This is a genomic window from Streptomyces sp. JW3 (assembly GCF_052216785.1).
Lineage (GTDB): Bacteria > Actinomycetota > Actinomycetes > Streptomycetales > Streptomycetaceae > Streptomyces.
The window spans coordinates 1-22,859 of record NZ_JBQOUX010000022.1 but is presented as its reverse complement, the minus strand read 5'-3'; the positions used below and the strand labels follow the sequence as shown (position 1 = coordinate 22,859).

Here is a 22,859-nt window from a genome sequence, read left to right as displayed (position 1 = left end):
TCTCGGCGATCACTGGGCAGGCTTCCACCCTGCCACTTCGCCTGCCCCGTCGGCCCCCGGGAAACCTCAGGTCACAGAACGCGTCGCATCGCGCGGTGCGGTATCCCCGCGTCCGGGAACTCCGGTCCGTACGCCTCGTAGCCGAGCCGCTGGTAGAACCCGAGGGCGTGGGTCTGCGCGTGCAGGTCCACCGCGGTGAGCCCACGTGCCCGCGCCGCGTCCTCGATGGCCCGCACCAGCGCGGCCCCGACGCCCAGCCCGCGGGCCGCCCGGGTCACCGCGAGCCGCCCCAGCGAGCCCACGCCTATGTCCCCGTTGGTCTTGCCGGCCGCCGCCGCGCCGTGCAGCAGCCGCCCGGTGCCGAGCGGCACGCCGTCCTCGCGGACCGCCAGGACGTGCACGGCCACGGCGTCGTAGGCGTCGTACTCGATGTCCTCGTCGACGCCCTGCTCGGCCACGAAGACCTCCTTGCGCACCGCGAAGCACGCCTCCCGGTCGGCCGGGTCCTCGGCGACGCGTATCTCATACACCGGGCTCATGCGTAGGTCTCCTCCCTCACCCGGTCCAGGGCCTGCTGGAGGTCGTCCGGGTAGTCGCTGGCGAACTCCGCCCAGTCGCCGGTGCCGGGGTGCTCGAAACCGAGCCGGACGGCGTGCAGCCACTGCCGGGTCAGCCCCAGCCGCTTGGCCAGGGTGGGATCGGCGCCGTAGGTCAGGTCGCCGACGCAGGGATGGCGGTGGGCCGCCATGTGGACGCGGATCTGGTGGGTGCGGCCGGTCTCCAGCTTCACGTCGAGCAGGGAGGCCGCGCGGAACGCCTCGATCAGGTCGTAGTGGGTCACGGAGGGCTTGCCCTCCGCCGTCACCGCCCACTTGTAGTCGTGCTGCGGGTGCCGGCCGATGGGGGCGTCGATGGTGCCGCTGGTCGGGTCGGGGTGGCCCTGCACCAGCGTGTGATAGCGCTTGTCGACCGTGCGCTCCTTGAACTGGCGCTTGAGCGAGGTGTACGCGCGCTCCGACTTGGCGACCGCCATCAGCCCCGAGGTGCCGACGTCGAGGCGGTGCACGATGCCCTGCCGCTCGGCGGCGCCGGAGGTGGAGATCCGGTACCCGGCGGCGGCCAGGCCGCCGATCACGGTCGGGCCGGACCAGCCGGGCGACGGGTGGGCGGCCACCCCGACCGGCTTGACGATCACGACCACGTCCTCGTCGTCGTGCACGATCTCCATGCCCTCGACCGGCTCGGCGACCACCTGGACCGGCGCCGGCGCCTGCGGCATCTCGACCTCCAGCCAGGCGCCGCCGCGCACCCGCTCGGACTTCCCGACCACCGCGCCGTCGACCGCCACCTTCCCCGCCGCCGCCAGCTCGGCGGCCTTGGTACGGGAGAAGCCGAACATGCGGGAGATGGCGGCGTCGACGCGCTCGCCCTCCAGGCCGTCGGGCACGGGCAGGGTACGGATCTCGGGAAGCGTGCTCACCCGGTCGAGTATGCCGGACGGCACTGACACCGTCGTACGCGCTCAGTCCTTGTGGACGGTTCCGTCCGGGTCCAGCCCCCGGAAGGACAGCAGCACGATCAGGATGCCGCCGCACACGATCGCCGAGTCGGCGAGGTTGAAGACGGCGAAGTGCTTGGGGGCGATGAAGTCCACCACCGCGCCCTCGAAGACGCCGGGCGCGCGGAAGATCCGGTCGGTGAGGTTGCCGAGGGCGCCGCCGAGCAGCAGGCCGAGCGCGATCGCCCAGGGCAGGCTGTAGAGCTTGCGGGCGAGCCGGGCGATCACGACGATCACCGCCGCCGCGATCACCGTGAAGATCACCGTGAACGCCTCGCCGAAGCCGAAGGCGGCCCCCGCGTTGCGGATCGCCTCGAACCGCAGCCAGTCGCCGACGATCTCGATCGGCTCGTGGTGCTCCAGCTTCGCCACCACGAGCATCTTGCTGACCAGGTCCAGGGCGTACGCGCAGACGGCCACCGCGAACAGCACGGCGATCCGGCGCCTGCCCCGGGGCCGCTCGGCACCGGCGGCCTCCTGCTGCCCGTCCGCCGCCGCGTCCGGGGTGTCCGGCGTACCGATGATGCGCTCCGCCTCTGCCACGTGAGTCCCTCGACCTAGTTTCCGACTGAGCACGAGGGTACGGCACCGCTCAGCGGCGCTCCTGCTTCTGCTTGCACTCCACGCACAGGGTGGCCCGCGGGAACGCCTGCATCCGGGCCTTGCCGATCGGTTCGCCGCAGTTCTCGCACCGCCCGTAGGTGCCCGCGTCCAGCCGTTCCAGCGCGTGCGCGGTCTGGGTGAGCATCTCGCGCGCGTTGGCGGCCAGCGCCAGCTCGTGCTCGCGCGTGATGTTCTTGGTGCCGGTGTCCGCCTCGTCCTGCCCGGCGCCGTCCCCGGAGTCCCGCATCAGGCCCTGGAGCGCCCGTTCGGAGGCGTCCAGCTCGGCGCGGAGCCGGGTCTCCTCGGACTGGAGCTCCCCGCGCGCCTCCTCGACCTCCTCCGGGGTCCACGGGTCCTCACCGGGGCGTACCGCGAGGTCCCCGGGTGCCACCGGGCCGCCCCGCGCCTTCGGTACGGCCGTCTTCGCCGCCGTGGCCGTGCCAGGAGTCTTCTTCGCAACCACCGTCGTGGCTCCCGTCTGCTCCGCGGCCTCGGCCGCACCCGCCTTCTTGGCCGTGCTCTTCTTGGCCGTGCCCTGCTTGGCCGTGCTCTTCTTGGCCGTGCTCTTCTTGGCGGCGGTCTGCTCGGCGGCCGCCTTCCGCGGAGCGGTCCGCTCGCCCGGCGTCTTTCCCGCCGCGGTCTTCCCCGCCGCGGTCTTCTTCGCCACCATGCCGCGGCCCCTTCACAAACGGTGATCACGCACGCGAATCGTGCTGGGACGATAAATCGACTTCCGCTCCGCGGCAACGGGGCGCACCGCCCCGCGCGACCGACCTGCATCCGTTGTGCCCAGCTCCCCGCCAGGTATGCCGGTGCCGGAAACCGGTCGGCCGCTGTCCGCCGGGCGCCGTACACTGGGCGGAGCGAAAAGCGTGGATGGGGACGAGTAGCGGCGTGAGCGGCCCAGAGCGACCCGGGGACGGTGTGAGCCCGGGGGCGAGCGCGACGTGAAGATCACCCCGGAGCCGCCGGAAGAAAGCCCCCAGGGGGTCAGTAGAACCGGCCGCGACCCCAATGAGGGGGCTCACCGGCGCACCGGGCGCGTGGGAGCCAAGGAGGGTGGTACCGCGGGGGCCCAGCGCTCTCGTCCCTCCGACGGAAGCAGCACGTCCGCCGGAGGAAGTCCGTTGACTACGCAGCCGCAGTACCGCCAGGTACCCGCCCAGGTCGACCTGCCCGCGCTCGAACACGCGGTGCTCGATTTCTGGCACGAGCAGAAGATCTTCGCCAAGAGCCTGGAGCAGTCCGAGGGCCGCCCCGAATGGGTGTTCTACGAGGGTCCGCCCACCGCCAACGGCATGCCCGGTGCCCACCACATCGAGGCCCGCGTCTTCAAGGACGTCTTCCCGCGCTTCCGTACCATGCGCGGCTACCACGTGGCCCGCAAGGCCGGCTGGGACTGCCACGGCCTGCCCGTCGAGCTGGCGGTCGAGAAGGAGCTGGGTTTCAGCGGCAAGCCGGACATCGAGGCGTACGGCATCGCGGAGTTCAACGCCAAGTGCCGCGAGTCGGTGACCCGGCACACGGACGCCTTCACCGAGCTGACCACCCGCATGGGCTACTGGGTCGACCTGGACGACGCGTACCGCACGATGGACCCGGAGTACGTCGAGTCCGTCTGGTGGTCGCTGAAGGAGATCTTCAACAAGGGCCTGCTGGTCCAGGACCACCGGGTCGCCCCCTGGTGCCCCCGCTGCGGCACCGGCCTGTCCGACCACGAGCTGGCCCAGGGCTACGAGACGGTCGTCGACCCGTCGGTCTACGTCCGCTTCCCGCTCACCTCCGGCCCGCTGGCCGGCCAGGCCGCGCTCGTCGTGTGGACGACCACCCCCTGGACGCTGGTCTCCAACACCGCGGTCGCCGCCCACCCCGAGGTCACCTACGTCGTCGCGACCAACGGCGAGGAGCAGCTCGTCGTCGCCGAGCCCCTGCTGGAGAAGGCCCTCGGCGAGGGCTGGGGGACCACCGGCCAGACCTTCACCGGCGCCGAGATGGAACGCTGGACGTACCAGCGCCCCTTCGAGCTGGTGGAGTTCCCGAGCGACAGCGAGGGAACCAATGGGCACAGCCCCGAGCCGGCCCACTACGTCGTCAACGCCGACTACGTCACCACCGAGGACGGCACCGGTCTGGTCCACCAGTCCCCCGCCTTCGGTGAGGACGACTTCAAGGTCTGCCGCTCCTACGGCCTGCCGGTGGTCAACCCGGTCCGCCCCGACGGCACCTTCGAGGAGGGCCTCGACCTCGTCGGCGGCGTCTTCTTCAAGAAGGCCGACGAACAGCTCACCGAGGACCTGGCCGCCCGCGGCCTGCTGTTCAAGCACACCCCGTACGAGCACAGCTACCCGCACTGCTGGCGCTGCCACACCGCGCTGCTCTACTACGCGCAGCCGTCCTGGTACATCCGCACCACGCAGATCAAGGACCGGCTGCTCCAGGAGAACGAGAAGACCAACTGGTTCCCGGACTCGGTCAAGCACGGCCGCTACGGCGACTGGCTGAACAACAACATCGACTGGGCGCTGTCCCGCAACCGCTACTGGGGCACCCCGCTGCCGATCTGGCGCTGCGAGGACGACCACCTCACGGTGGCCGGCTCCCGCGCGGAGCTCAGCGAACTGTCCGGCACCGACCAGTCGGCCCTGGACCCGCACCGCCCGTACATCGACGACGTCACCTTCCCGTGCCCCCAGTGCGCGAAGACGGCCACCCGCGTGCCGGAGGTCATCGACGCCTGGTACGACTCGGGTTCGATGCCGTTCGCGCAGTGGGGCTACCCGTACAAGAACAAGGAACTGTTCGAGTCCCGCTACCCGGCGCAGTTCATCTCCGAGGCCATCGACCAGACCCGCGGCTGGTTCTACACGCTGATGGCCATCGGCACCCTGGTCTTCGACAAGTCCTCCTACGAGAACGTGGTCTGCCTCGGCCACATCCTCGCCGAGGACGGCCGCAAGATGTCCAAGCACCTGGGCAACATCCTCCAGCCGATCCCGCTGATGGACCAGCACGGCGCCGACGCGGTGCGCTGGTTCATGGCGGCCGGCGGCTCCCCCTGGGCGGCCCGCCGGGTCGGCCACGGCACCATCCAGGAGGTCGTCCGCAAGACGCTCCTCACCTACTGGAACACGGTCGCCTTCCAGGCCCTGTACGCCCGCACCACCGGATGGTCGCCGAGCGAGGCGGACCCGGCCCCGGCCGATCGCCCGGTCCTGGACCGCTGGCTGCTGTCCGAACTGCACGCGCTCACCGACCAGGTCACCGGGGCCCTGGAGGGCTACGACACCCAGCGGGCCGGCAAGCTGCTGTCCGCGTTCGTCGACGACCTGTCCAACTGGTACGTCCGCCGTTCCCGCCGCCGGTTCTGGCAGGGCGACAAGGCGGCCCTGCGCACCCTGCACGAGGTCGTCGAGACGGTCACCAAGCTGATGGCCCCACTGACCCCGTTCATCACCGAGCGGGTCTGGCAGGACATGATCGTGCCGGTCACCCCGGGCGCCCCCGAGTCGGTCCACCTGTCCTCCTGGCCCGAGGCCGACCTGACCGCCATCGACCCGGAGCTGTCCCGGCAGATGGTCCTGGTCCGCCGCCTGGTCGAACTGGGCCGCGCCACCCGCGCGGAGTCCGGCGTCAAGACCCGCCAGCCGCTGCGCCGCGCGCTGATCGCGGCGACGGGCTTCGAGGCGCTCTCCCCCGAGCTGCACGCGCAGATCACGGAGGAGCTGAACGTCGAGTCGCTCGCCTCGCTGTCCGAGGTCGGCGGCAGCCTGGTCGACACCACCGCCAAGGCCAACTTCCGGGCGCTCGGCAAGCGGTTCGGCAAGCGCGTCCAGGACGTCGCCAAGGCGGTCGCGAACGCGGACGCCGCCGCCCTCTCCCTCGCCCTGCGCGAGGGCACGGCGTCGGTGGCGGTGGACGGCGAGACGATCACCCTCGCACCCGACGAGGTGATCATCACGGAGACGCCGCGCGAGGGCTGGTCGGTCGCCTCCGACTCCGGCGCCACGGTCGCCCTCGACCTGGAGATCACCGAGGAGCTGCGCCGCGCGGGCCTCGCCCGGGACGCGATCCGCCTGATCCAGGAGGCCCGCAAGAACAGCGGCCTGGACGTCGCCGACCGCATCGCCCTGCGCTGGACGGCCACGGACCCGGCCACCAGCGCCGCCCTGACCGACCACGCGTCCCTGATCGCCGACGAGGTCCTGGCCACGGACTTCGCCGAGGGCGCGGCGGACGACACGTACGGAGCCCCGTTCACGGACGAGCCCCTGACCCTGGCCTTCCGCCTCCGCAAGGCATAACCAACACAGACGAAGGCCCGGTCCCCCGCCAGGGGAACCGGGCCTTCGCACCCCCACCCCGCACCCCCGCCCCCCACCAACACCCCGCACCCAACAAAAAGAGGCGGGCCCCGGGCAAAACCCGGGACCCGCCCTGAACGCCGCCGACTACACCGCCGTACTACCGTTCAACACCGCTCAGTTGTCATCCTCGTCAATGAGGAACCCGCGCATCGGCGACGGCGCCTGCCCCATCGGCGAAGGCCCCTGCGGCCGCACCGGAGCCATCGGCTGAGTCATCGCCGGTGACATCTGCTGCTGCCCGCCGTACGACGGCCCGGACGCCCCGCCCGGACCACCGCCCATCGACTGGTTGCCACCGTAGGACGGCGCACTCGCACCGGCCGGAGCCATCGACGGCGCCGGGGACGGCGGCAGCGAGGCCGCCGCGGGCGTCCGGGGCGGCGCCAGCGAGTCGTCGGCCTGGGTCTCCAGCTGACGCAGCTGCGACTCAAGGTAGGACTTCAGCCGGGTGCGGTACTCGCGCTCGAAGCCGCGCAGGTCCTCGACCTTGCGCTCCAGCGTGGCGCGGGCGGACTCCAGCGAGCCCATCGCGACGCGGTGCTTCTCCTGCGCGTCCCGCTCCAGGGCGTCGGCCTTGGCACGGGCGTCCCGCTCCAGACCCTCGGCTCGCGAACGCGCCTCACCGACGATCTTGTTGGCCTCGGACCGGGCCTCGGCGATCGCCTGGTCGGCGGTCTGCTGGGCCAGCGACAGCACGCGTGCGGCGCTGTCCCCACCGGGACCGCCCTGACCGGGCATGCCGGGACCACCATGACCCTGCGGACCGCCCATGGGGCCGCCCATCGGGCCGGGGCCCATCTGTCCCTGCATCGGCCCCGGACCCTGGCCCATCGGCCCCGGGCCCTGGCCCATCGGACCGGGACCCTGCGGGCCGCCCTGTCCGCCGGGACCGGCGGGCAGCTGCGGGGCACCGCTCGGCAGCTGGGGCGGGCCACCCATGGGGCCACCCATCTGCTGCTGCGGCGGGCCCGATATGCCGGCGGGCACCGGAGCACCCGGACCGCGCATGCCCTGCTGGGGCATCCCGCCCTGCTGCGGCATGCCGCCCTGCTGGGGCATCCCACCCTGCTGGGGCATCCCACCCTGCTGAGGGTGGCCGCCCTGCTGGGGCATCCCGCCCTGCTGGGGGTGGCCGCCCTGCTGCTGATCCTGCTGCTCGGGGGGCTTGCGCATGTTCTGCTGGTTCTGCGCGGCCGCGCGCGTGGCCGCGGCCAGCTTGGCGCGCAGGTCCTCGTTCTCGCGGAGCAGACGGGTCAGTTCGGCTTCGACCTCGTCGAGGAAGGCATCGACCTCGTCCTCGTCATAGCCTTCTCGGAGGCGGACGGTCGTGAACTGCTTGTTCCGCACGTCCTCGGGGGTCAACGGCATCTCTTCACCTCAACGTAGTCGTCGGCATTCGGCAAGCCCGTATCTCTCTCATCGCTCACAGCCGGCTCACGATCGAGATCAGGATGTAGACGATGATCATCAGTACGAAGAAGGACAGGTCGAGCGCCACGCCCCCGAGACGCAGCGGCGGAATGAACCGCCGCAGAAGCTTCAACGGTGGATCGGTGACAGTGTAGGTGGCCTCCAGTACGACCACCATCGCCTTGCCGGGTTGCCACGAGCGGGCGAACTGGAAGACATAGTCCATGACCAACCGGAAGATCAGCACGATGAGGAAGCACATCAGCGCGATGTAGACGACATCCAGGACCACGCTCATGACCCTTGCTTCCCTCTCCCCTGACCAACTTAACCGGTGCTACGTCTCAGCTCTGGTTGAAGAACCCGCCCTCTGCGATGCGGGCCTTGTCCTCCGCCGTGACATCGACGTTAGCAGGAGACAGCAGGAACACCTTCTGCGTCACCCGCTCGATACTGCCGTGAAGACCAAACACCAGGCCAGCGGCAAAGTCGACAAGTCGCTTCGCGTCCGTGTCGTCCATCTCGGTGAGATTCATGATCACCGGAGTGCCCTCACGGAAGTGTTCCCCGATGGTACGGGCCTCGTTGTAGGTCCGCGGGTGAAGCGTGGTGATCCGGTAGGGCTCTCGTTCGGACACGACCTTGGGCATGATGACCGGTGCGCTCTTTTCCAGGCTCGCGCGTTCTTGTGTGATGGATGCCACGGGCGCGATCCGGGCGGGTCGCCCGGATTCCGCGCCTAGCGAAGTGGAGCGGGCCACCGGCTCGCGCGGTGCGGGCGGTTGTACGACTCGTACCTCTTCGTCCCTTTGTGACTGATGTGAACCATGCGACTGATGTGCCGGTTCATGCCGTCGATGATCCCGTTCGGGCTCCGGGTCGAGTTCGGGTTCGAAGTCGTCGTCGGGGTCGAAGCCCCGGCCGTCGTACCCATCGTCCTCCACGAGGCCGAGGTAGACCGCCATCTTGCGCATCGCGCCGGCCATGCTCTGAGTCCTCCGCTCTGTGGTGGATCGGCTGACGACTGGCAAATGCCCGCGATCCACGAGGTCGTTACGTCCGCCTTTCGACGGTAATGACCATATTTTCTGCTGTGGTCCGACTTCTTGGCGACGTTACCCGAGCCTGGGGCGGACGCCGAGTACCGCGGTGCCGACGCGCACATGTGTCGCTCCGGCGGCCACCGCCTGTTCGAGGTCCGCACTCATCCCTGCCGAGACCATGTTCGCAGCCGGATGGGCGCGGCGCAGGTCCCTCGCCACATCCATGAGCCGCTCGAACGCGGCCGCTTGGCGCCCGGCGTACTCCCCGGTCAGCGGCGCCACCGTCATCAGTCCGTCGAGCCGCAGCCCCGCCGCCCCGGCGACCAGGTCGGCCAACTCTTCGATTCCGCCGGGTGCCACGCCGCCCCGCTCGCCCCGTCCGTTCGCCCCCGCGTCGAGGGCGACCTGGACCAGACAGCCGAGCTCGCGCCCGGCCCGGACCGCCTCCTTGGACAGGGCGGTGACGAGCCGTGCGCGGTCGACGGACTGCACGAGACCGGCGTAACCGACCACGGATCGTACCTTGTTGGTCTGCAACTGCCCGACGAAGTGCCAGGTGAGCGGCAGATCCGCGCATTCGGCGGCCTTGGGCGCCGCGTCCTGGTCGCGATTCTCGGCGACGTGCCGCACGCCCAGCTCCGCCAGGGTGCGCACATCGCTCGCCGGATAGGTCTTGGTGACCACGATCAGGGTCACTTCCTCGCGGGCCCGGCCGGCGGCGGCGCACGCGGCGGCGATGCGCTCCTCCACCTTCGCGAGGTTCGCGGCGAGTTCGTCCTTACGCTCCGTCATGCCCCATCAGTCCAGCCAGACATAGCCCGCGAGCCGCCCGGTGGTGCGGTCGCGGCGGTACGAGAAGTGATCCTTCGACTCCAGCGTGCACACCGGCGAATGCGCCCGGTCGCGCACCCCGAGCCGTTCGAGCTGCGCGTGCACTCCGGCGGCCACGTCGACCGCCGGGGTACCCCAGCTCGTGACGGCGTGCGCCGCCGGCTCGACGGCGGCCACCTCGGCGCGCATCGCCTCCGGCACCTCGTAACACCGGCCGCACACCGAGGGTCCGGTGCGGGCGGTGATCCGGGCCGGGTCGGCGCCGAGTCCGGTCATGGCGCGTACGGCGGCCGGGACCACCCCGGCGATCATGCCGGGCCGGCCCGCGTGCGCGGCGGCGACGATCCCGGCCACCGGGTCGGCCAGCAGGACCGGCACGCAGTCGGCGGTGAGGACGGCGAGGGCGAGGCCGCGCCGCGCGGTGACGAGCGCGTCGGTCTCCGGCACCGGCGCGTCGCCCCAGGGCGCGTCGACCACCTGGACTCCGGCGCCGTGCACCTGGTTCATCCAGACCACCCGGTCCGCGGCCAGCCCGAGGGACTTGGCCGCGAGTTCCCGGTTGGTCCGTACGGCGGCGAGGTCGTCGCCGACCGCGCCGCCGAGGTTGAGCTCCTCGTACGGAACGGCGCTCACCCCGCCCCACCGGTCGGTGAAGGCGAAGTGCGCGCCGCTCACTGTGCTCGTCGCCGAGCGTTGTCCTATCACTTCAAGAAGTCCGGCACGTCCAGCTCTTCGGCCGCGCTGTCCGAGTAGGTCCGGGACGGCGGGACCGGCGGCGGGGTGACCGGCGGCAGGTCGCTGACCGGCTCCGGCGCGTACTCCGGCTCCTCCTTCGGCTTGACGCTGCCGAGCGAGCCGAAGGACGGGCGGCTCTCGGGCTGCCGGGCCGGCGGGGCGGGCTGCTCCTCGCGCTTGGCGGCGGACGAGCCGAGGACGTTGTCCCGCTTGGTGGGCGGCTGGCCGCCGTCGAAGCCGGCCGCGATGACCGTGACCCGGACCTCGTCACCGAGGGCGTCGTCGATGACGGCACCGAAGATGATGTTGGCCTCCGGGTGGGCGGCCTCGCTGACCAGCTGGGCGGCCTCGTTGATCTCGAACAGGCCGAGGTCGGAGCCGCCGGAGATGGAGAGCAGCACGCCCCGGGCGCCGTCGATGGACGCTTCGAGCAGCGGCGAGGAGATCGCCATCTCGGCGGCGGCCACCGCGCGGTCGTCGCCGCGGGCCGAGCCGATGCCCATCAGCGCCGAACCGGCTTCGGACATGACCGACTTCACGTCGGCGAAGTCCAGGTTGATCAGGCCGGGGGTGGTGATGAGGTCGGTGATGCCCTGCACACCGGAGAGCAGGACCTGGTCGGCCGACTTGAAGGCGTCGAGGACCGAGACCTGGCGGTCCGAGATGGACAGCAGCCGGTCGTTGGGGATGACGATGAGGGTGTCGACCTCTTCGCGCAGTTCGGCGATGCCGTCCTCGGCCTGGTTGGCCCGGCGCCGTCCCTCGAAGGTGAACGGGCGGGTGACCACGCCGATGGTGAGGGCGCCGAGCGAGCGGGCGATGTTCGCCACCACGGGCGCGCCGCCGGTGCCGGTGCCGCCGCCCTCGCCGGCCGTCACGAAGACCATGTCGGCCCCCTTGAGGACCTCCTCGATCTCCTCGCGGTGGTCCTCGGCGGCCTTGCGGCCGACGGCCGGGTTGGCTCCGGCGCCGAGTCCGCGGGTGAGTTCACGGCCGACGTCGAGCTTGACGTCGGCGTCGCTCATCAACAGGGCTTGCGCGTCGGTGTTGATGGCGATGAACTCGACGCCCTTGAGACCGACCTCGATCATCCGGTTGATGGCATTGACACCACCGCCGCCGACACCGATGACTTTGATGACTGCGAGGTAGTTCTGCGGTGCTGCCACGTCGAAGGCCTCTCGCCTCGAGTTACGTGTCGTCGGATCGATGGAGCACTGGTGCCCCGCAACCCGCCGACTGATGCCGAATGGGACGGTCCGTAGCGCCGACCCGAACCCTAACGCTGAAGTTTAGGGTTACCAGTGTGTCCGTTCCCTGGAGTCTTCTGAACAGGACACTAAGTCGACAAGTGGCGCGCGTTCAACGAACACGCCGAACCTCCCGTTTTTCTTTTCACCCTATGTGATCAGCCGTAGCGCTGCCCAACCAGGGTGCTGGCCTGCGTCGATGTCCGTCAACTCCCTGACGAGGCCGGTGCGGTGGGAACACTTACGTCGAAGTGCCGCGCATCGGGCGAGGCTTTCATCAGCGCGGTGAGCGCGCGTGCCTTGTCAGCGCCCTTTTCGCCGCTCCCCCAGGCGACGGTCCGGGCGCCGCTCAACTCCAGCGAGATGTCGTCGAAGGAACGTACCTTGACCAGGCGGGTGTCGCGGGCGACCGCGGCCGGCAGCCGGCCGGCCACCCGGACCGCCTCCCGGACCAGCCGGTCCTCGCCGAAACGGCGCAGGCTCGCGGCCGACGAACCCGAGTGGGACACCGCCAATTCCAGCAGCGGAACACCCTTGGGGGCGCGGAAAATCGTGGCGAATCGGACGCCCGCATCGTCCACTTCCACGTACTTGTCGCCGTTTTGCACCAGGAGAATCGCCGTGCGTTCGGTCACTTTCAGGTCGATTCCGTCGGGCCAGGAACGAGTGACCTCAATCGCGTCAATTCGGGGCAATTTCTTCTTCAGTCCCGCTTCGATCGCCGCGATGTCGACGGAAATGAGCGGCTCCCCGACCGGGGCGTCGGCGGCCTCGCGCACCTGCGCGGGAGTGAGGACCCGGGTCCCGGAGACCGAGACACTTCTCACCCGCAACCAGTCGGAGCCGTACAGCAGCCAGCCGGCCGTCCCGCCCAGGACCACCAGGAGGACGGCCAGGATGACGATCGTACGAACGCTGGGGCGGGGGAAGTGCCGGGGGCGGGGCGGGCCGGACGACTCCCGCCGGCGTTCGCCGCGTTCGGCGGTGGTCGGTCCGGCCACGCTTCCTGCCCTCCGTCGGATCGGCTAGCGCTGCGCGCGGGCGGCGCTGATCGCCTCGTACACCATGCCGACGAGCAGGTCGTCGGCGTCCCGGCGGCCGAACTCGGCGGCGGCGCGGGACATCTCGTACAGCCGGTGCGGGTCGGCCAGCACCGGCAGCACGTTCTGCTGGACCCACTCGGGGGTCAGTTCCGCGTCGTCGACCAGCAGGCCGCCGCCGGCCTTGACCACCGGCTGGGCGTTGAGCCGCTGTTCGCCGTTGCCGATGGGCAGCGGGACGTAGGCGGCCGGGAGTCCGACGGCGGAGAGTTCGGCGACGGTCATCGCGCCCGCGCGGCACAGCATCATGTCGGCCGCGGCGTACGCGAGGTCCATCCGGTCCACATAACTTACCGGGATGTACGGGGGCATCCCCGGCATCTGGTGCACTTGCGGCAGTTCGTTCTTCGGGCCGACCGCGTGCAGGATCTGGATGCCGGCCTGCTGGAGCCAGGGCGCGACCTGCTGGACCACCTCGTTGAGCCGCCGGGCGCCCTGCGAGCCGCCGGAGACCAGCAGGGTCGGCAGGTTGGGGTCGAGCCCGAACGCGGCGCGGGCCTCGGGGCGGGCGGCGGCCCGGTCCAGGGTGGCCACCGCGCGGCGCAGCGGGATGCCGATGTACCGGGAGTTGCGCAGCTTGCTGTCCGGGGTGGAGACGGCGACCTGGCGGGCGTACCGGGAGCCGATCTTGTTGGCCAGGCCGGGGCGGGCGTTGGCCTCGTGCACGACGATCGGCACGCCGAGCCGCTTGGCGGCCAGGTAGCCGGGCAGGGCGACGTAGCCGCCGAAGCCGACCACGGCGTCCGCGCGGGTGCGCTCCAGGATCTGCTCGGTCGCCTTGATGGTGCCGCGCAGCCGGCCCGGGACGGTGATCAGCTCGGGGGTGGGCTTGCGCGGCAGCGGTACGGCCGGGATCAGCGCCAGTTCGTACCCCCGCTCGGGTACCAGCCGGGTCTCCAGGCCGCGCTCCGTGCCCAGGGCCGTGATGCCCACGGTCGGGTCCTGCCTGCGCAGGGCGTCCGCGAGGGCGAGCGCGGGCTCGATGTGGCCCGCGGTTCCTCCGCCGGCGAGTACGACATGCACCGAAATTCACCGCTCTCCGGACGAGCGTGCCGCCGAGGCACGCCGTCGCATCGTGTTCCAACTCCGGGGCCTCCGCTTGGACCCGGTGCCCCCGGTCCCCCGCTTTCTACCAAAGCGAGGTTGCCGCATCGCGAGCGCCGCCCGCGCAGCGGGCTCGTCGCGTGCGAAGGCGATCAGCAGCCCGATGGCGAACATGGTCGGCAGCAGGGCGGAACCCCCGTAGGAGAACAGCGGGAGCGGGACGCCGGCGATCGGCAGCAGTCCGAGGACCGCACCGATGTTGATCACGGCCTGGGCCGTGATCCAGGTGGTCACGCCTCCCGCGGCATACCTGACGAAGGGGTCCTCCGTGCGTCCGGCCACGCGGATACCCGCATAGCCTAGAGCCGCGAAGAGGGCGAGGACGGACAGCGTCCCCGCCAGGCCCAGTTCCTCACCGGTGACGGCGAAGATGAAGTCGGTGTGCGCTTCGGGGAGTTGGCCCCATTTCTCCACGCTGGCGCCCAGTCCGGAACCGAACAGGCCGCCCGAGGCGAGCGCGTAGATGCCGTGCACCGCCTGCCAGCAGGAGTCGCCCGGCCCCGGGTCGGTGGCGCCGATGCAGGCCAGCCGCGCCATCCGGTTGGGGTTGGTCTTGATCAGGATCACCCCGAGCAGCGCGGCGACGGACAGCACCCCGGCGAACATCCGGGTGGGCGCCCCGGCCAGCCACAGCAGTCCGAACACGATGGCGGTCAGGATGATCGCGGTGCCCATGTCGCCGCCGAGCATGATCAGCCCGAGCAGGAGGAAGGCGACCGGCACCAGCGGCACCATCAGGTGCTTCCACTGGGTCAGCAGCCGCTTGTCCTGTTTGCGGGCGAGCAGATCGGCGCCCCACAGCACCAGGGCGAGCTTGCCGAACTCACTGGGCTGGAGCTGGAAGGGGCCGCCCACCGAGATCCAGTTCTGGTTGCCGTTGACCGACATCCCTATCCCCGGCACCTGCACCAACGCCATCAGGAAGACCGCGCCGGCCAGGATCGGGTAGGCCAGCGCACGGTGCAGCCGGACCGGCATCCGCATGGCGGCGAGCAGCAGCGCGGTGCCGATCACCGCCGCCAGGAACTGTTTGCGAAAGAAGTACGAGCCGGGCAGCGAGAGCTGGAGCGCGGTGATCTGGGAGGCCGAGTAGACCATCACCAGGCCGAGCACGGTGATCAGCGCGCTGCCGCCGGCGATCAGGTAATAGGCGGTCAGCGGCCGGTCCCAGGCCCGCTGCAGGCGGGTGAACAGGCGCCGCAGCGGGTTCTCGGGGGCCGTCGTCCGCCGGGGAGCGGGCCGTTTGACGGCCCGCTGTACGGGCGGCCGGCCGCCGGTACGGCTACCGGGACTACCGGGCATCGCAGCCTCCGCTGTACGTCGGCCTGGACCGTCCCACGTGTCCCTCCCGTGGTCGCCCGGCGTGGCGGGCCGGGTCAGGCGCCGAGTTCGCGAACGGCCTGTGCGAACGCGTCACCGCGCTTGTTGTAGTTGACGAACATGTCCATGGAGGCGCAGGCCGGGGCCAGCAGCACCGTGTCGCCGGGCCGGGCCAGCCGCCGCGCCTCCTGGACCGCCGCGAGCATCGCCCCAGTGTCGGTCCGGTCGAGGTCGACGACCGGTACCTGGGGGGCGTGTCGCGCGAGAGCTTCCCGGATCAGCGCGCGGTCGGCGCCGATCAGCACGACGCCGCGCAGCCGCTTCGCCGCGCCGGTGACCAGTTCGTCGAAGGTGGCGCCCTTGGCGAGTCCGCCGGCGATCCACACGATCGACTCGTACGCCGCCAAGGACGCCTCGGCGGCATGGGTGTTGGTGGCCTTGGAGTCGTCCACGTACGCCACCTCGTCCAGGTCGGCGACGTGCGCGATGCGGTGGGCGTCCGGGGTGAAGGCGCGCAGCCCGTCCCGGACGGCCGCCGCGGGCACCCCGTAGGCGCGGGCGAGGGCGGCGGCGGCCAGCGCGTTGGCGATGTTGTGCGGGGCCGGCGGGTTGACGTCGGTGACCTCGGCCAGCTCCTGGGCGTTCTTCCGCCGGTTCTCCACGAAGGCACGGTCGACCAGGATGCCGTCCACGACGCCGAGTTGGGAAGGCGCCGGGGCGCCGAGGGTGAAGCCGATCGCCCGGCAGCCCTCCTCGACGTCGGCCTCGCGGACCAGGTCCTCGGTCGCCTGGTCGGCCACGTTGTAGACACAGGCGACCTGATTGCCCGCGTAGATACGGCCCTTGTCGGCGGCGTACGCCTCCATCGAGCCGTGCCAGTCGAGGTGGTCGGGGGCGAGGTTGAGGACGGCGGCCGAGTGGGCGCGCAGCGAGGGCGCCCAGTGCAGCTGGTAGCTGGACAGCTCCACCGCCAGGACGTCGTACTCCTGCTCGCCGGTGACCGCGTCCAGCAGGGAGACGCCGATGTTGCCGACGGCGGCGGTGCGCAGGCCCGCCGCGTTGAGGATCGAGGCGAGCATCTGGACGGTGGTGGTCTTGCCGTTGGTGCCGGTGACGGCGAGCCAGGGGGCGGCGTTCTCGCCGCGCAGCCGCCAGGCCAGTTCGACGTCGCCCCAGACCGGGACGCCGGCCGCCGCGGCCGCCGCGAACAGCGGCTTCGTCGGCTTCCAGCCGGGGGCGGTGACGATCAGTTCGGTGCCCTGGGGCAGGGAATCTCCGTCACCGAGGCGCACGGTGATGCCGAGCGCCTCCAACTCGGCCGCCTGCGCCCGTGCGCGCTCGTCCGCGCCGTCGTTGACGACGGTGACGCGCGCGCCGAGACCGTGCAGCACCTTGGCCGCGGGGACTCCGGAGACGCCGAGCCCGGCGACGGTGACGTGCTGTCCCTGCCAGTGGGTCACTTCGTTGCCCATCCCGCGTAGAAGAGGCCCAGTCCGACCATCACACAGATGCCCTGGATGATCCAGAAACGGACCACGACAAGTACTTCGGACCAGCCCTTGAGTTCGAAGTGGTGCTGGAGCGGTGCCATCCGGAAGACCCGCTTGCCGGTCATCTTGAACGAGCCGACCTGGATGACCACCGACATGGTGATCAGCACGAACAGGCCGCCGAGGATGGCCATCAGCAGCTCGGTGCGGGAGCAGATCGCCAGTCCCGCGAGCACACCGCCGAGCGCGAGCGAACCGGTGTCGCCCATGAAGATCTTGGCCGGCGAGGTGTTCCACCACAGGAAGCCCAGACAGGCGCCCATCAGCGCGGAGGCGACCACCGCCAGGTCCAGCGGGTCGCGCACTTCGTAGCAGGCGCCCGGGTTGGTCAGCGTGCTGGCGTTGGCGCAGGACTCCTGGAACTGCCAGACGCCGATGAACGTGTAGGCGCCGAAGACGAGGACGGAGGCGCCGGTGGCCAGACCGTCCAGACCGTCGGTGAGGTTCACGCCGTTGGACATGGCCAGGATCATGAACAGCGCCCAGACCACGAACAGCACCGGGCCGATGGTCCAGCCGAAGTCGCTGATGAACGACAGCTTGGTGGAGGCCGGGGTGTTGCCGCGGCTGTCCGCGAACTGGAGCGCGAGCACCGCGAAGGCGATGCCGACGATCAGCTGGCCGGCCATCTTCGCCTTGGCCCGCAGACCCAGCGAACGCCGCTTGACGATCTTGATGTAGTCGTCCAGGAAGCCGACCAGGCCCATGCCGACCATCAGGCCGAGCACCAGCAGGCCCGAGAAGGTCGGCGCCGCGTCGACATCGGGGTCCAGGTACCCGGTGATCAACTTGGCCAGGAAGTACGCGGCGACCGTCGCGAAGATGAAGGCGATGCCGCCCATGGTCGGCGTACCGCGCTTGCTGGCGTGCTCGCGCGGGCCGTCGTCCCGGATGTACTGGCCGTAGCCCTTGCGGGCGAGGAGCTTGATCAGCAGCGGTGTGCCGACCAGCGTGAGGAACAGGCCGATGACTCCCGCGAACAGGATCTGCTTCATCATCGGGCAGCGACCTCACCCTCGGTGCCGGTCTCGAGCAGCGCCGTGGCGACTGCCTCCAGACCCACCGAACGGGACGCCTTCACGAGCACGACGTCGCCCGGGCGCAGCTCGCTGCGCAACAGGTCGATCGCCGCCTGTGCGTCGGACACGTGCACCGACTCCTCACCCCACGAACCCTCGTTGTATGCGCCCAGTTGCAGCCATTGGGCTTCCCTGCCCCCGACCGCGACGAGCTTGCTGACGTTGAGCCGGACGGCGAGCCGTCCGACCGCGTCGTGCTCGGCGAGCGCCTCGTCCCCGAGCTCGGCCATCTCGCCGAGCACCGCCCACGTACGGCGTCCCTTGCCCATGGCCGCCAGCGCGCGCAGCGCGGCCTTCATGGACTCGGGATTCGCGTTGTAGGCGTCGTTGACGACCGTCACGCCGTCCGGGCGCTCGGTGACCTCCATCCGCCAGCGGGAGAGGGAGCCCGCCTCGGAGAGCGCGGTGGCGATCTCGTCTGCGGACATGCCCAACTCGTGGGCGACGGCGGCCGCGGCGAGCGCGTTCGACACGTGGTGCTCACCGTACAGGCGCATGGTCACATCGCTTGCACCGGAGGGTGTGTGAAGCCTGAACGCGGGTTGTCCGGTGTCCGTGAGTCGCACATTCTCGGCGCGTACGTCCGCTTCGCCGGACTCTCCGAAAAGGATCACCTTCGCCTTCGTTCGGGAGGCCATGGCCCGTACGTAGGGATCGTCCGCGTTGAGGACCGCGGTCCCGTCTTCCGGAAGGGCCTCCACCAGTTCGCCCTTGGCCTGGGCGATCTGCTCGCGGCCGCCGAACTCGCCGATGTGCGCGGAGCCGACGTTGAGGACGACTCCTATCCGCGGCGGGGTGAGACCGGCGAGATAACGGATGTGGCCGATGCCGCGGGCGCCCATCTCCAGGACCAGGAAACGGGTCTCCTCGGTGGCGGTGAGCGCGGTCAGCGGCAGCCCGATCTCGTTGTTGAGCGAGCCCGGCGTGAACACCGTCGGCGCCTTGCGGCCGAGCACCTGCGCGATGAGGTCCTTGGTGCTGGTCTTGCCGGCCGAGCCGGTGAGCGCCACCAGGGTGGCTCCCAGGCGGCGTACGACGTGCCGGGCGAGGGCGCCGAGGGCGGCGGTGACATCGTCCACGACGATCGCGGGCACGCCGACGGGCCGGGAGCCGAGCACGGCCACCGCTCCCGCCGCGACGACCGCCGGCGCGAAGTCGTGGCCGTCCGCGCGTTCGCCGACGAAGGCGACGAACAGGCTGCCGGGTCCCGCCTCGCGGGAGTCCCGGACGACCGGTCCGGTGACCTCGGCCGACGGGTCCGGTATGTCGTGCATCTGCCCGCCGACGACTTCTGCGATCTCGGCGAGGGAGAGGGCGATCACAAGTTCATCCCCTGGATCATGCGGGATTTCATCCCTGGGTCTTCTGGACGGCCTGCTTCTGGATGGCTTCGCGCAGCACCTGGCGGTCGTCGAAGGGACGCACCACCCCGGCGATGTCCTGCCCCTGCTCATGGCCCTTGCCCGCGACCAGCACCGTGTCGCCGGGCTCGGCCCGGGCGACGGCGGCGGCGACGGCGGCGGCCCGGTCCTCGAAGACCTGCACCTCGCCGCGCTCGTGGGCGGGCACCGAGGCGGCGCCCTGGAGCATGGTGGCGAGGATCGCGAGGGGGTCCTCGGAGCGGGGGTTGTCGGAGGTCAGTACGGCGGTGTCGGCGTGCCGGGCGACGGCCGCGCCCATCGGCTTCCGCTTGGTGGTGTCCCGGTCACCGCCGCAGCCGAGGACGACGTGCAGCCGGCCCTCGGTGACCTTGCGCAGCGCCTTGAGCACCGACTCGACCGCGTCGGTCTTGTGCGCGTAGTCGACGACGGCCAGGTACGGCTGCCCGGCGTCCACCCGCTCCAGCCGGCCCGGCACGCCGGGCACCGCGGCCACCCCGTCGGCCGCGGCCTGCGGGTCGAGACCGGCGACGGCCAGCGCCACGATCGCGGCGAGGGTGTTGGCCACGTTGAACGGACCGGCCAGCGGCGAGCGGGCGGTGATCCGCTCCCCCTTGGGTCCGACGACCGTGAACGTCGAGTCCAGCGGACCGACCTCGACGTCCTCGGCCCGCCAGTCGGCGTCGGGGTGTCCCTCGGCCGAGTAGGTGACGACCGGGACGGTGGCCTCGCGGGCCAGCCGGCGGCCGTACTCGTCGTCGGCGTTGACCACCCCGAGCCGGCTGCGCAGCGGGGTGAACAGCTGCGCCTTGGCCTGGAAGTAGTCCTCCATGTCCCGGTGGAACTCCATGTGTTCCGGGGAGAGGTTGGTGAAGACGGCGACGTCGAAGACGCAGCCGTCGACCCGGCCGAGCACCAGGGCGTGGCTGGAGACCTCCATGGCGACCGCCTCGGTGCCGCGCTCGCGCATCACCGCGAACAGGGCCTGCAGGTCGGTGGCCTCGGGGGTGGTCCGCTCGGACTTGATTCGTTCGTCGCCGATGCGCATCTCCACCGTGCCGATCAGGCCGGTGGCCTTCGCGGTGCGCAGACCGCCCTCCACCAGGTAGGCGGTGGTGGTCTTGCCGGAGGTGCCGGTGATGCCGAGCTGGAGCAGGTCGCGGCCGGGGTGGCCGTAGATCGTCGCCGCCAGCTCGCCCATCTCCGCGCGCGGGTCGTCGACCGCCAGCACCGGCAGTCCGGTGGCGGCGGCGCGCTCGGCGCCGGACGGGTCGGTCAGTACGGCGGCGGCGCCGAGGCCGGCGGCCTGGGTGACGAAGTCGGCGCCGTGGGCGCGGGCACCGGGCAGGGCGGCGTACAGGTCTCCGGGGCGGACGGCGCGCGAGTCGTGGGTGATGCCCGTGACCGCGGCGTCGCCCACGGAGGCGGTAACACCCAGCTGGCCGACGAGCTCCGCGAGGGGGGTGGCGGAGACCCGCACCGGACGGGGCGGTCCCGGGTAGGTCACGGGGTGGCCCTTCTGGGTGGTTTGGGACTGATCAGGCTGTGGCACGGCGGTGAGCGTACCGGGCGCACCCGCTTGCCCGCGAAGTGAGGGGCGGGGGCCGTTCTGGTTCCCGGGATCGGGGGTGATCGTTGTCACGGGGTGGTTCCTGGTGGCTCGGACGTGCGTCGGAAACGGGTCAGGGTGTGAAGGTGACCGGCAGGTTCGCGGGGTCGGTCCCGGTCGGCGGGACCTGAAGGGACTTCAGGGCGAACTCCATGACCTGCTTGTAGACGGGGCCGCAGATCTGGCCGCCGAAGTAGCTGCCCTTGGTGGCGTTCTGGATGGCGCAGTAGACGGTGACCCGGGGTTCGTCCGCGGGTGCGAATCCGGCGAAGGACGAGGTGTATCCCTTGTACTGGCCGGTGGCCGGATCCACTCGGTTGGCCGTACCGGTCTTGCCCGCCACCCGGTAGCCGGGGATGCGGGCCTTGGTGCCGGTGCCCTCTTCGTCGTCGACGACCGACTCCAGCATCTGCGAGAGGGTCTTGGCGGTCTTTTCGCTGATCACTCGGGTCTTCTTGGGCTTCGCCGCGGGCGTGTAGCCGCCCTCGGCGTCCTTGGTCCCCCGCACCAGGGTGGGTTCGACGCGTACCCCGCCGTTGGCGATCGTCGAGTAGACGGAGGCCGCCTGGAGCGCGTTGAGGGAGACGCCCTGGCCGAAAGGGATCGTGTACTGCTGCGAGGTGGACCACTGGCCGGGGGCGGCGAGGATGCCCTTGGTCTCGCCGGGGAAGCCGAGGCCGCTGTAGCTGCCGAGGCCGAACTTGCGCAGGTAGGAGTAGAGGACCTGGTTGGCCTCTTCCTGGGTCTTGCCGAGTTCGCCGGTGGCCAGGATGGTGCCGATGTTGCTCGACTTGGCGAGCACGCCGTTGAGCGTGAGGTACCAGGTGGGGTGGTCGATGTCGTCCTTGAACAGCCGGTCGCCGCGATGCAGCCGGTTGGGGACGGTGACATGGGTGCCGGCGGTGGCGGCCCCCTCCTCCAGTACGGCGGCCATCGACATGACCTTGGCGGTGGAGCCGGGCTCGAAGGCGTCCTGGAGGGCGCCGTTGCCGAGCGCGTCCGGGTCGGCGTGGGCCAGGTCGCCGGGGTCGAAGCCGGGTGAGTTGGCCATGGCGAGGATCTCGCCGGTCTGCGTGTCCTGGACGATGACGTAGCCGCCGTCCGCCCCGGACTCCTCGACCTGCTCGCTGATGGCGTCCTGCGCGGCCCACTGGATGTCGCGGTCTATGGTCAGCTCCACGTCGCTGCCGGGCACCGCGGGGGTCTCGTTGGCGCCGACGGTGGGGACCTGGTGGCCGCCGGACTGGGCGTAGCGGATCTCGCCGTCCTGGCCGGCCAGCGTCTTGTCGAGCTGGCGTTCGAGACCGCCGCTGCCCTCGCCCTCGGAGTTGACCCAGCCGATCACCCCGGCGGCGAGGTCGCCGTTGGGGTAGACCCGCTTGCTGCTGGGGTCGGCGAAGACACCGGCCAGGACGTTGACGGTGGACTCGTCCGTCTCCGCCTTCTTGGACAGGGCGGACTTCAGATCCTGGATCTGGTTCCACTCCTGCGGGGTGCGGGCGCGGGCCAGCCGGACGTAGCGCGACTGCTTGTTGGCCGGGCGCAGGGTCTTGGCCAGCTCGTCCTGGTCCTCGCCGAGGATCGGGGCGAGCAGCGCCGCGGCCTGCTCGGGACCGTCGTCGATCTTCAACTGCTCGCGGGTGAACATCGTGGGGTCGGCGGTGATGTCGTAGGCGTCCACGGTGGTCGCCAGGGCCACGCCGTTGCGGTCGGTGATGCCGCCGCGCGCGGCGGTCAGGGTGTGCACGACGTACCGGTTCTGCTCGGCCTTGGCGGTGTACGTGCCGGCGTCGACGGCCTGCACCTGGAGCAGGCGTACCACGAAGGCGATCAGCACCAGGGCCAGCGCGAAGCCGACCAGTCGCAGCCGGGGGCGGGGGCTGCCCAGCCGGATGGTCCGTGGCGCGGCGCCGCGGGGCGGACC

Annotated in this window: 19 protein-coding genes; 1 reads left to right on the top strand and 18 read right to left on the bottom strand. The window is 70.9% G+C overall.

Annotated elements, in window-relative coordinates; all coding sequences use genetic code 11:
* Positions 1-71: 71 nt before the first annotated feature.
* From ACTT8P_RS12185 to ACTT8P_RS12170, 4 genes are read right to left on the bottom strand one after another with little or no spacing between them, the layout of a single operon-like run.
* Entirely contained in the window at positions 72-539 is a 468-nt protein-coding gene (locus tag ACTT8P_RS12185) for a GNAT family N-acetyltransferase (protein WP_442831610.1), read from the bottom strand.
* Entirely contained in the window at positions 536-1,480 is a 945-nt protein-coding gene (locus ACTT8P_RS12180) for an RluA family pseudouridine synthase (RefSeq protein WP_442831609.1), read from the bottom strand. The genes ACTT8P_RS12185 and ACTT8P_RS12180 overlap by 4 nt, the downstream gene beginning before the upstream one ends.
* Positions 1,481-1,522: 42 nt before the next feature.
* Positions 1,523-2,101 (bottom strand): signal peptidase II, encoded by a 579-nt coding sequence (gene lspA, locus ACTT8P_RS12175; RefSeq protein ID WP_442831608.1) that lies wholly within the window; start codon positions 2,099-2,101, stop codon positions 1,523-1,525.
* Positions 2,102-2,150: 49 nt separating this feature from the next.
* Positions 2,151-2,831 (bottom strand): TraR/DksA C4-type zinc finger protein, encoded by a 681-nt coding sequence (locus tag ACTT8P_RS12170; RefSeq protein ID WP_442831607.1) that lies wholly within the window; start codon positions 2,829-2,831, stop codon positions 2,151-2,153.
* Between the two features lie 457 nt (positions 2,832-3,288).
* Here ACTT8P_RS12170 and ileS point away from each other — a divergent pair, with 457 nt between their 5' ends.
* On the top strand, positions 3,289-6,462 hold the full coding sequence (gene ileS, locus ACTT8P_RS12165; RefSeq protein WP_442831606.1) for an isoleucine--tRNA ligase: 3,174 nt from the start codon (positions 3,289-3,291) through the stop codon (positions 6,460-6,462).
* A 177-nt stretch (positions 6,463-6,639) separates the two neighbouring features.
* On the opposite strand, the gene ACTT8P_RS12160 is transcribed toward ileS, so the two are convergent.
* From ACTT8P_RS12160 to ACTT8P_RS12095, 14 genes are all read right to left on the bottom strand, one after another.
* A complete protein-coding gene (locus ACTT8P_RS12160; RefSeq protein ID WP_442831605.1) occupies positions 6,640-7,893 on the bottom strand; it encodes a DivIVA domain-containing protein in 1,254 nt (417 codons plus the stop codon).
* Between the two features lie 55 nt (positions 7,894-7,948).
* The gene (locus ACTT8P_RS12155) at positions 7,949-8,233 is read right to left on the bottom strand and encodes a YggT family protein (protein ID WP_007448661.1); all 285 of its coding nucleotides are present in this window, start codon (positions 8,231-8,233) and stop codon (positions 7,949-7,951) included.
* Positions 8,234-8,279: 46 nt separating this feature from the next.
* Positions 8,280-8,921 carry a cell division protein SepF gene (locus tag ACTT8P_RS12150; RefSeq protein ID WP_442831604.1) on the bottom strand — a complete coding sequence of 214 codons (642 nt, stop codon included), beginning with the start codon at positions 8,919-8,921 and terminating at the stop codon, positions 8,280-8,282.
* 129 nt (positions 8,922-9,050) lie between these two features.
* Positions 9,051-9,770, bottom strand: coding sequence for a YggS family pyridoxal phosphate-dependent enzyme (locus tag ACTT8P_RS12145; RefSeq protein ID WP_442831603.1), 720 nt, complete (start codon positions 9,768-9,770; stop codon positions 9,051-9,053).
* A 6-nt stretch (positions 9,771-9,776) separates the two neighbouring features.
* A complete protein-coding gene (gene pgeF / locus ACTT8P_RS12140; RefSeq protein ID WP_442831602.1) occupies positions 9,777-10,514 on the bottom strand; it encodes a peptidoglycan editing factor PgeF in 738 nt (245 codons plus the stop codon).
* Positions 10,511-11,713 carry a cell division protein FtsZ gene (ftsZ, locus tag ACTT8P_RS12135; RefSeq protein WP_442831601.1) on the bottom strand — a complete coding sequence of 401 codons (1,203 nt, stop codon included), beginning with the start codon at positions 11,711-11,713 and terminating at the stop codon, positions 10,511-10,513. Before ftsZ ends, pgeF begins: the two co-directional genes overlap by 4 nt.
* 287 nt (positions 11,714-12,000) lie before the next feature.
* A complete protein-coding gene (locus ACTT8P_RS12130) occupies positions 12,001-12,795 on the bottom strand; it encodes a cell division protein FtsQ/DivIB (protein ID WP_442831600.1) in 795 nt (264 codons plus the stop codon).
* A gap of 24 nt (positions 12,796-12,819) precedes the next feature.
* Complete coding sequence (gene murG / locus ACTT8P_RS12125) at positions 12,820-13,917, bottom strand: undecaprenyldiphospho-muramoylpentapeptide beta-N-acetylglucosaminyltransferase (protein WP_361160575.1); 1,098 nt, start codon at positions 13,915-13,917, stop codon at positions 12,820-12,822.
* Between the two features lie 6 nt (positions 13,918-13,923).
* Positions 13,924-15,300: a putative lipid II flippase FtsW gene (gene ftsW, locus ACTT8P_RS12120; RefSeq protein WP_442831599.1), complete on the bottom strand. Its 1,377-nt coding sequence runs from the start codon at positions 15,298-15,300 to the stop codon at positions 13,924-13,926.
* A 74-nt stretch (positions 15,301-15,374) separates the two neighbouring features.
* Positions 15,375-16,790: a UDP-N-acetylmuramoyl-L-alanine--D-glutamate ligase gene (gene murD / locus ACTT8P_RS12115; protein ID WP_442831598.1), complete on the bottom strand. Its 1,416-nt coding sequence runs from the start codon at positions 16,788-16,790 to the stop codon at positions 15,375-15,377.
* Positions 16,775-17,863 carry a phospho-N-acetylmuramoyl-pentapeptide-transferase gene (gene mraY / locus ACTT8P_RS12110; RefSeq protein WP_442831661.1) on the bottom strand — a complete coding sequence of 363 codons (1,089 nt, stop codon included), beginning with the start codon at positions 17,861-17,863 and terminating at the stop codon, positions 16,775-16,777. Before mraY ends, murD begins: the two co-directional genes overlap by 16 nt.
* Positions 17,863-19,269, bottom strand: coding sequence for a UDP-N-acetylmuramoyl-tripeptide--D-alanyl-D-alanine ligase (locus ACTT8P_RS12105; protein WP_442831597.1), 1,407 nt, complete (start codon positions 19,267-19,269; stop codon positions 17,863-17,865). Before ACTT8P_RS12105 ends, mraY begins: the two co-directional genes overlap by 1 nt.
* Before the next feature lie 28 nt (positions 19,270-19,297).
* A complete protein-coding gene (locus ACTT8P_RS12100) occupies positions 19,298-20,833 on the bottom strand; it encodes a UDP-N-acetylmuramoyl-L-alanyl-D-glutamate--2,6-diaminopimelate ligase (protein WP_442831596.1) in 1,536 nt (511 codons plus the stop codon).
* 175 nt (positions 20,834-21,008) lie between these two features.
* Positions 21,009-22,859: peptidoglycan D,D-transpeptidase FtsI family protein (locus tag ACTT8P_RS12095; RefSeq protein ID WP_442831595.1), on the bottom strand; the 1,851-nt coding region annotated here is incomplete at its 5' end.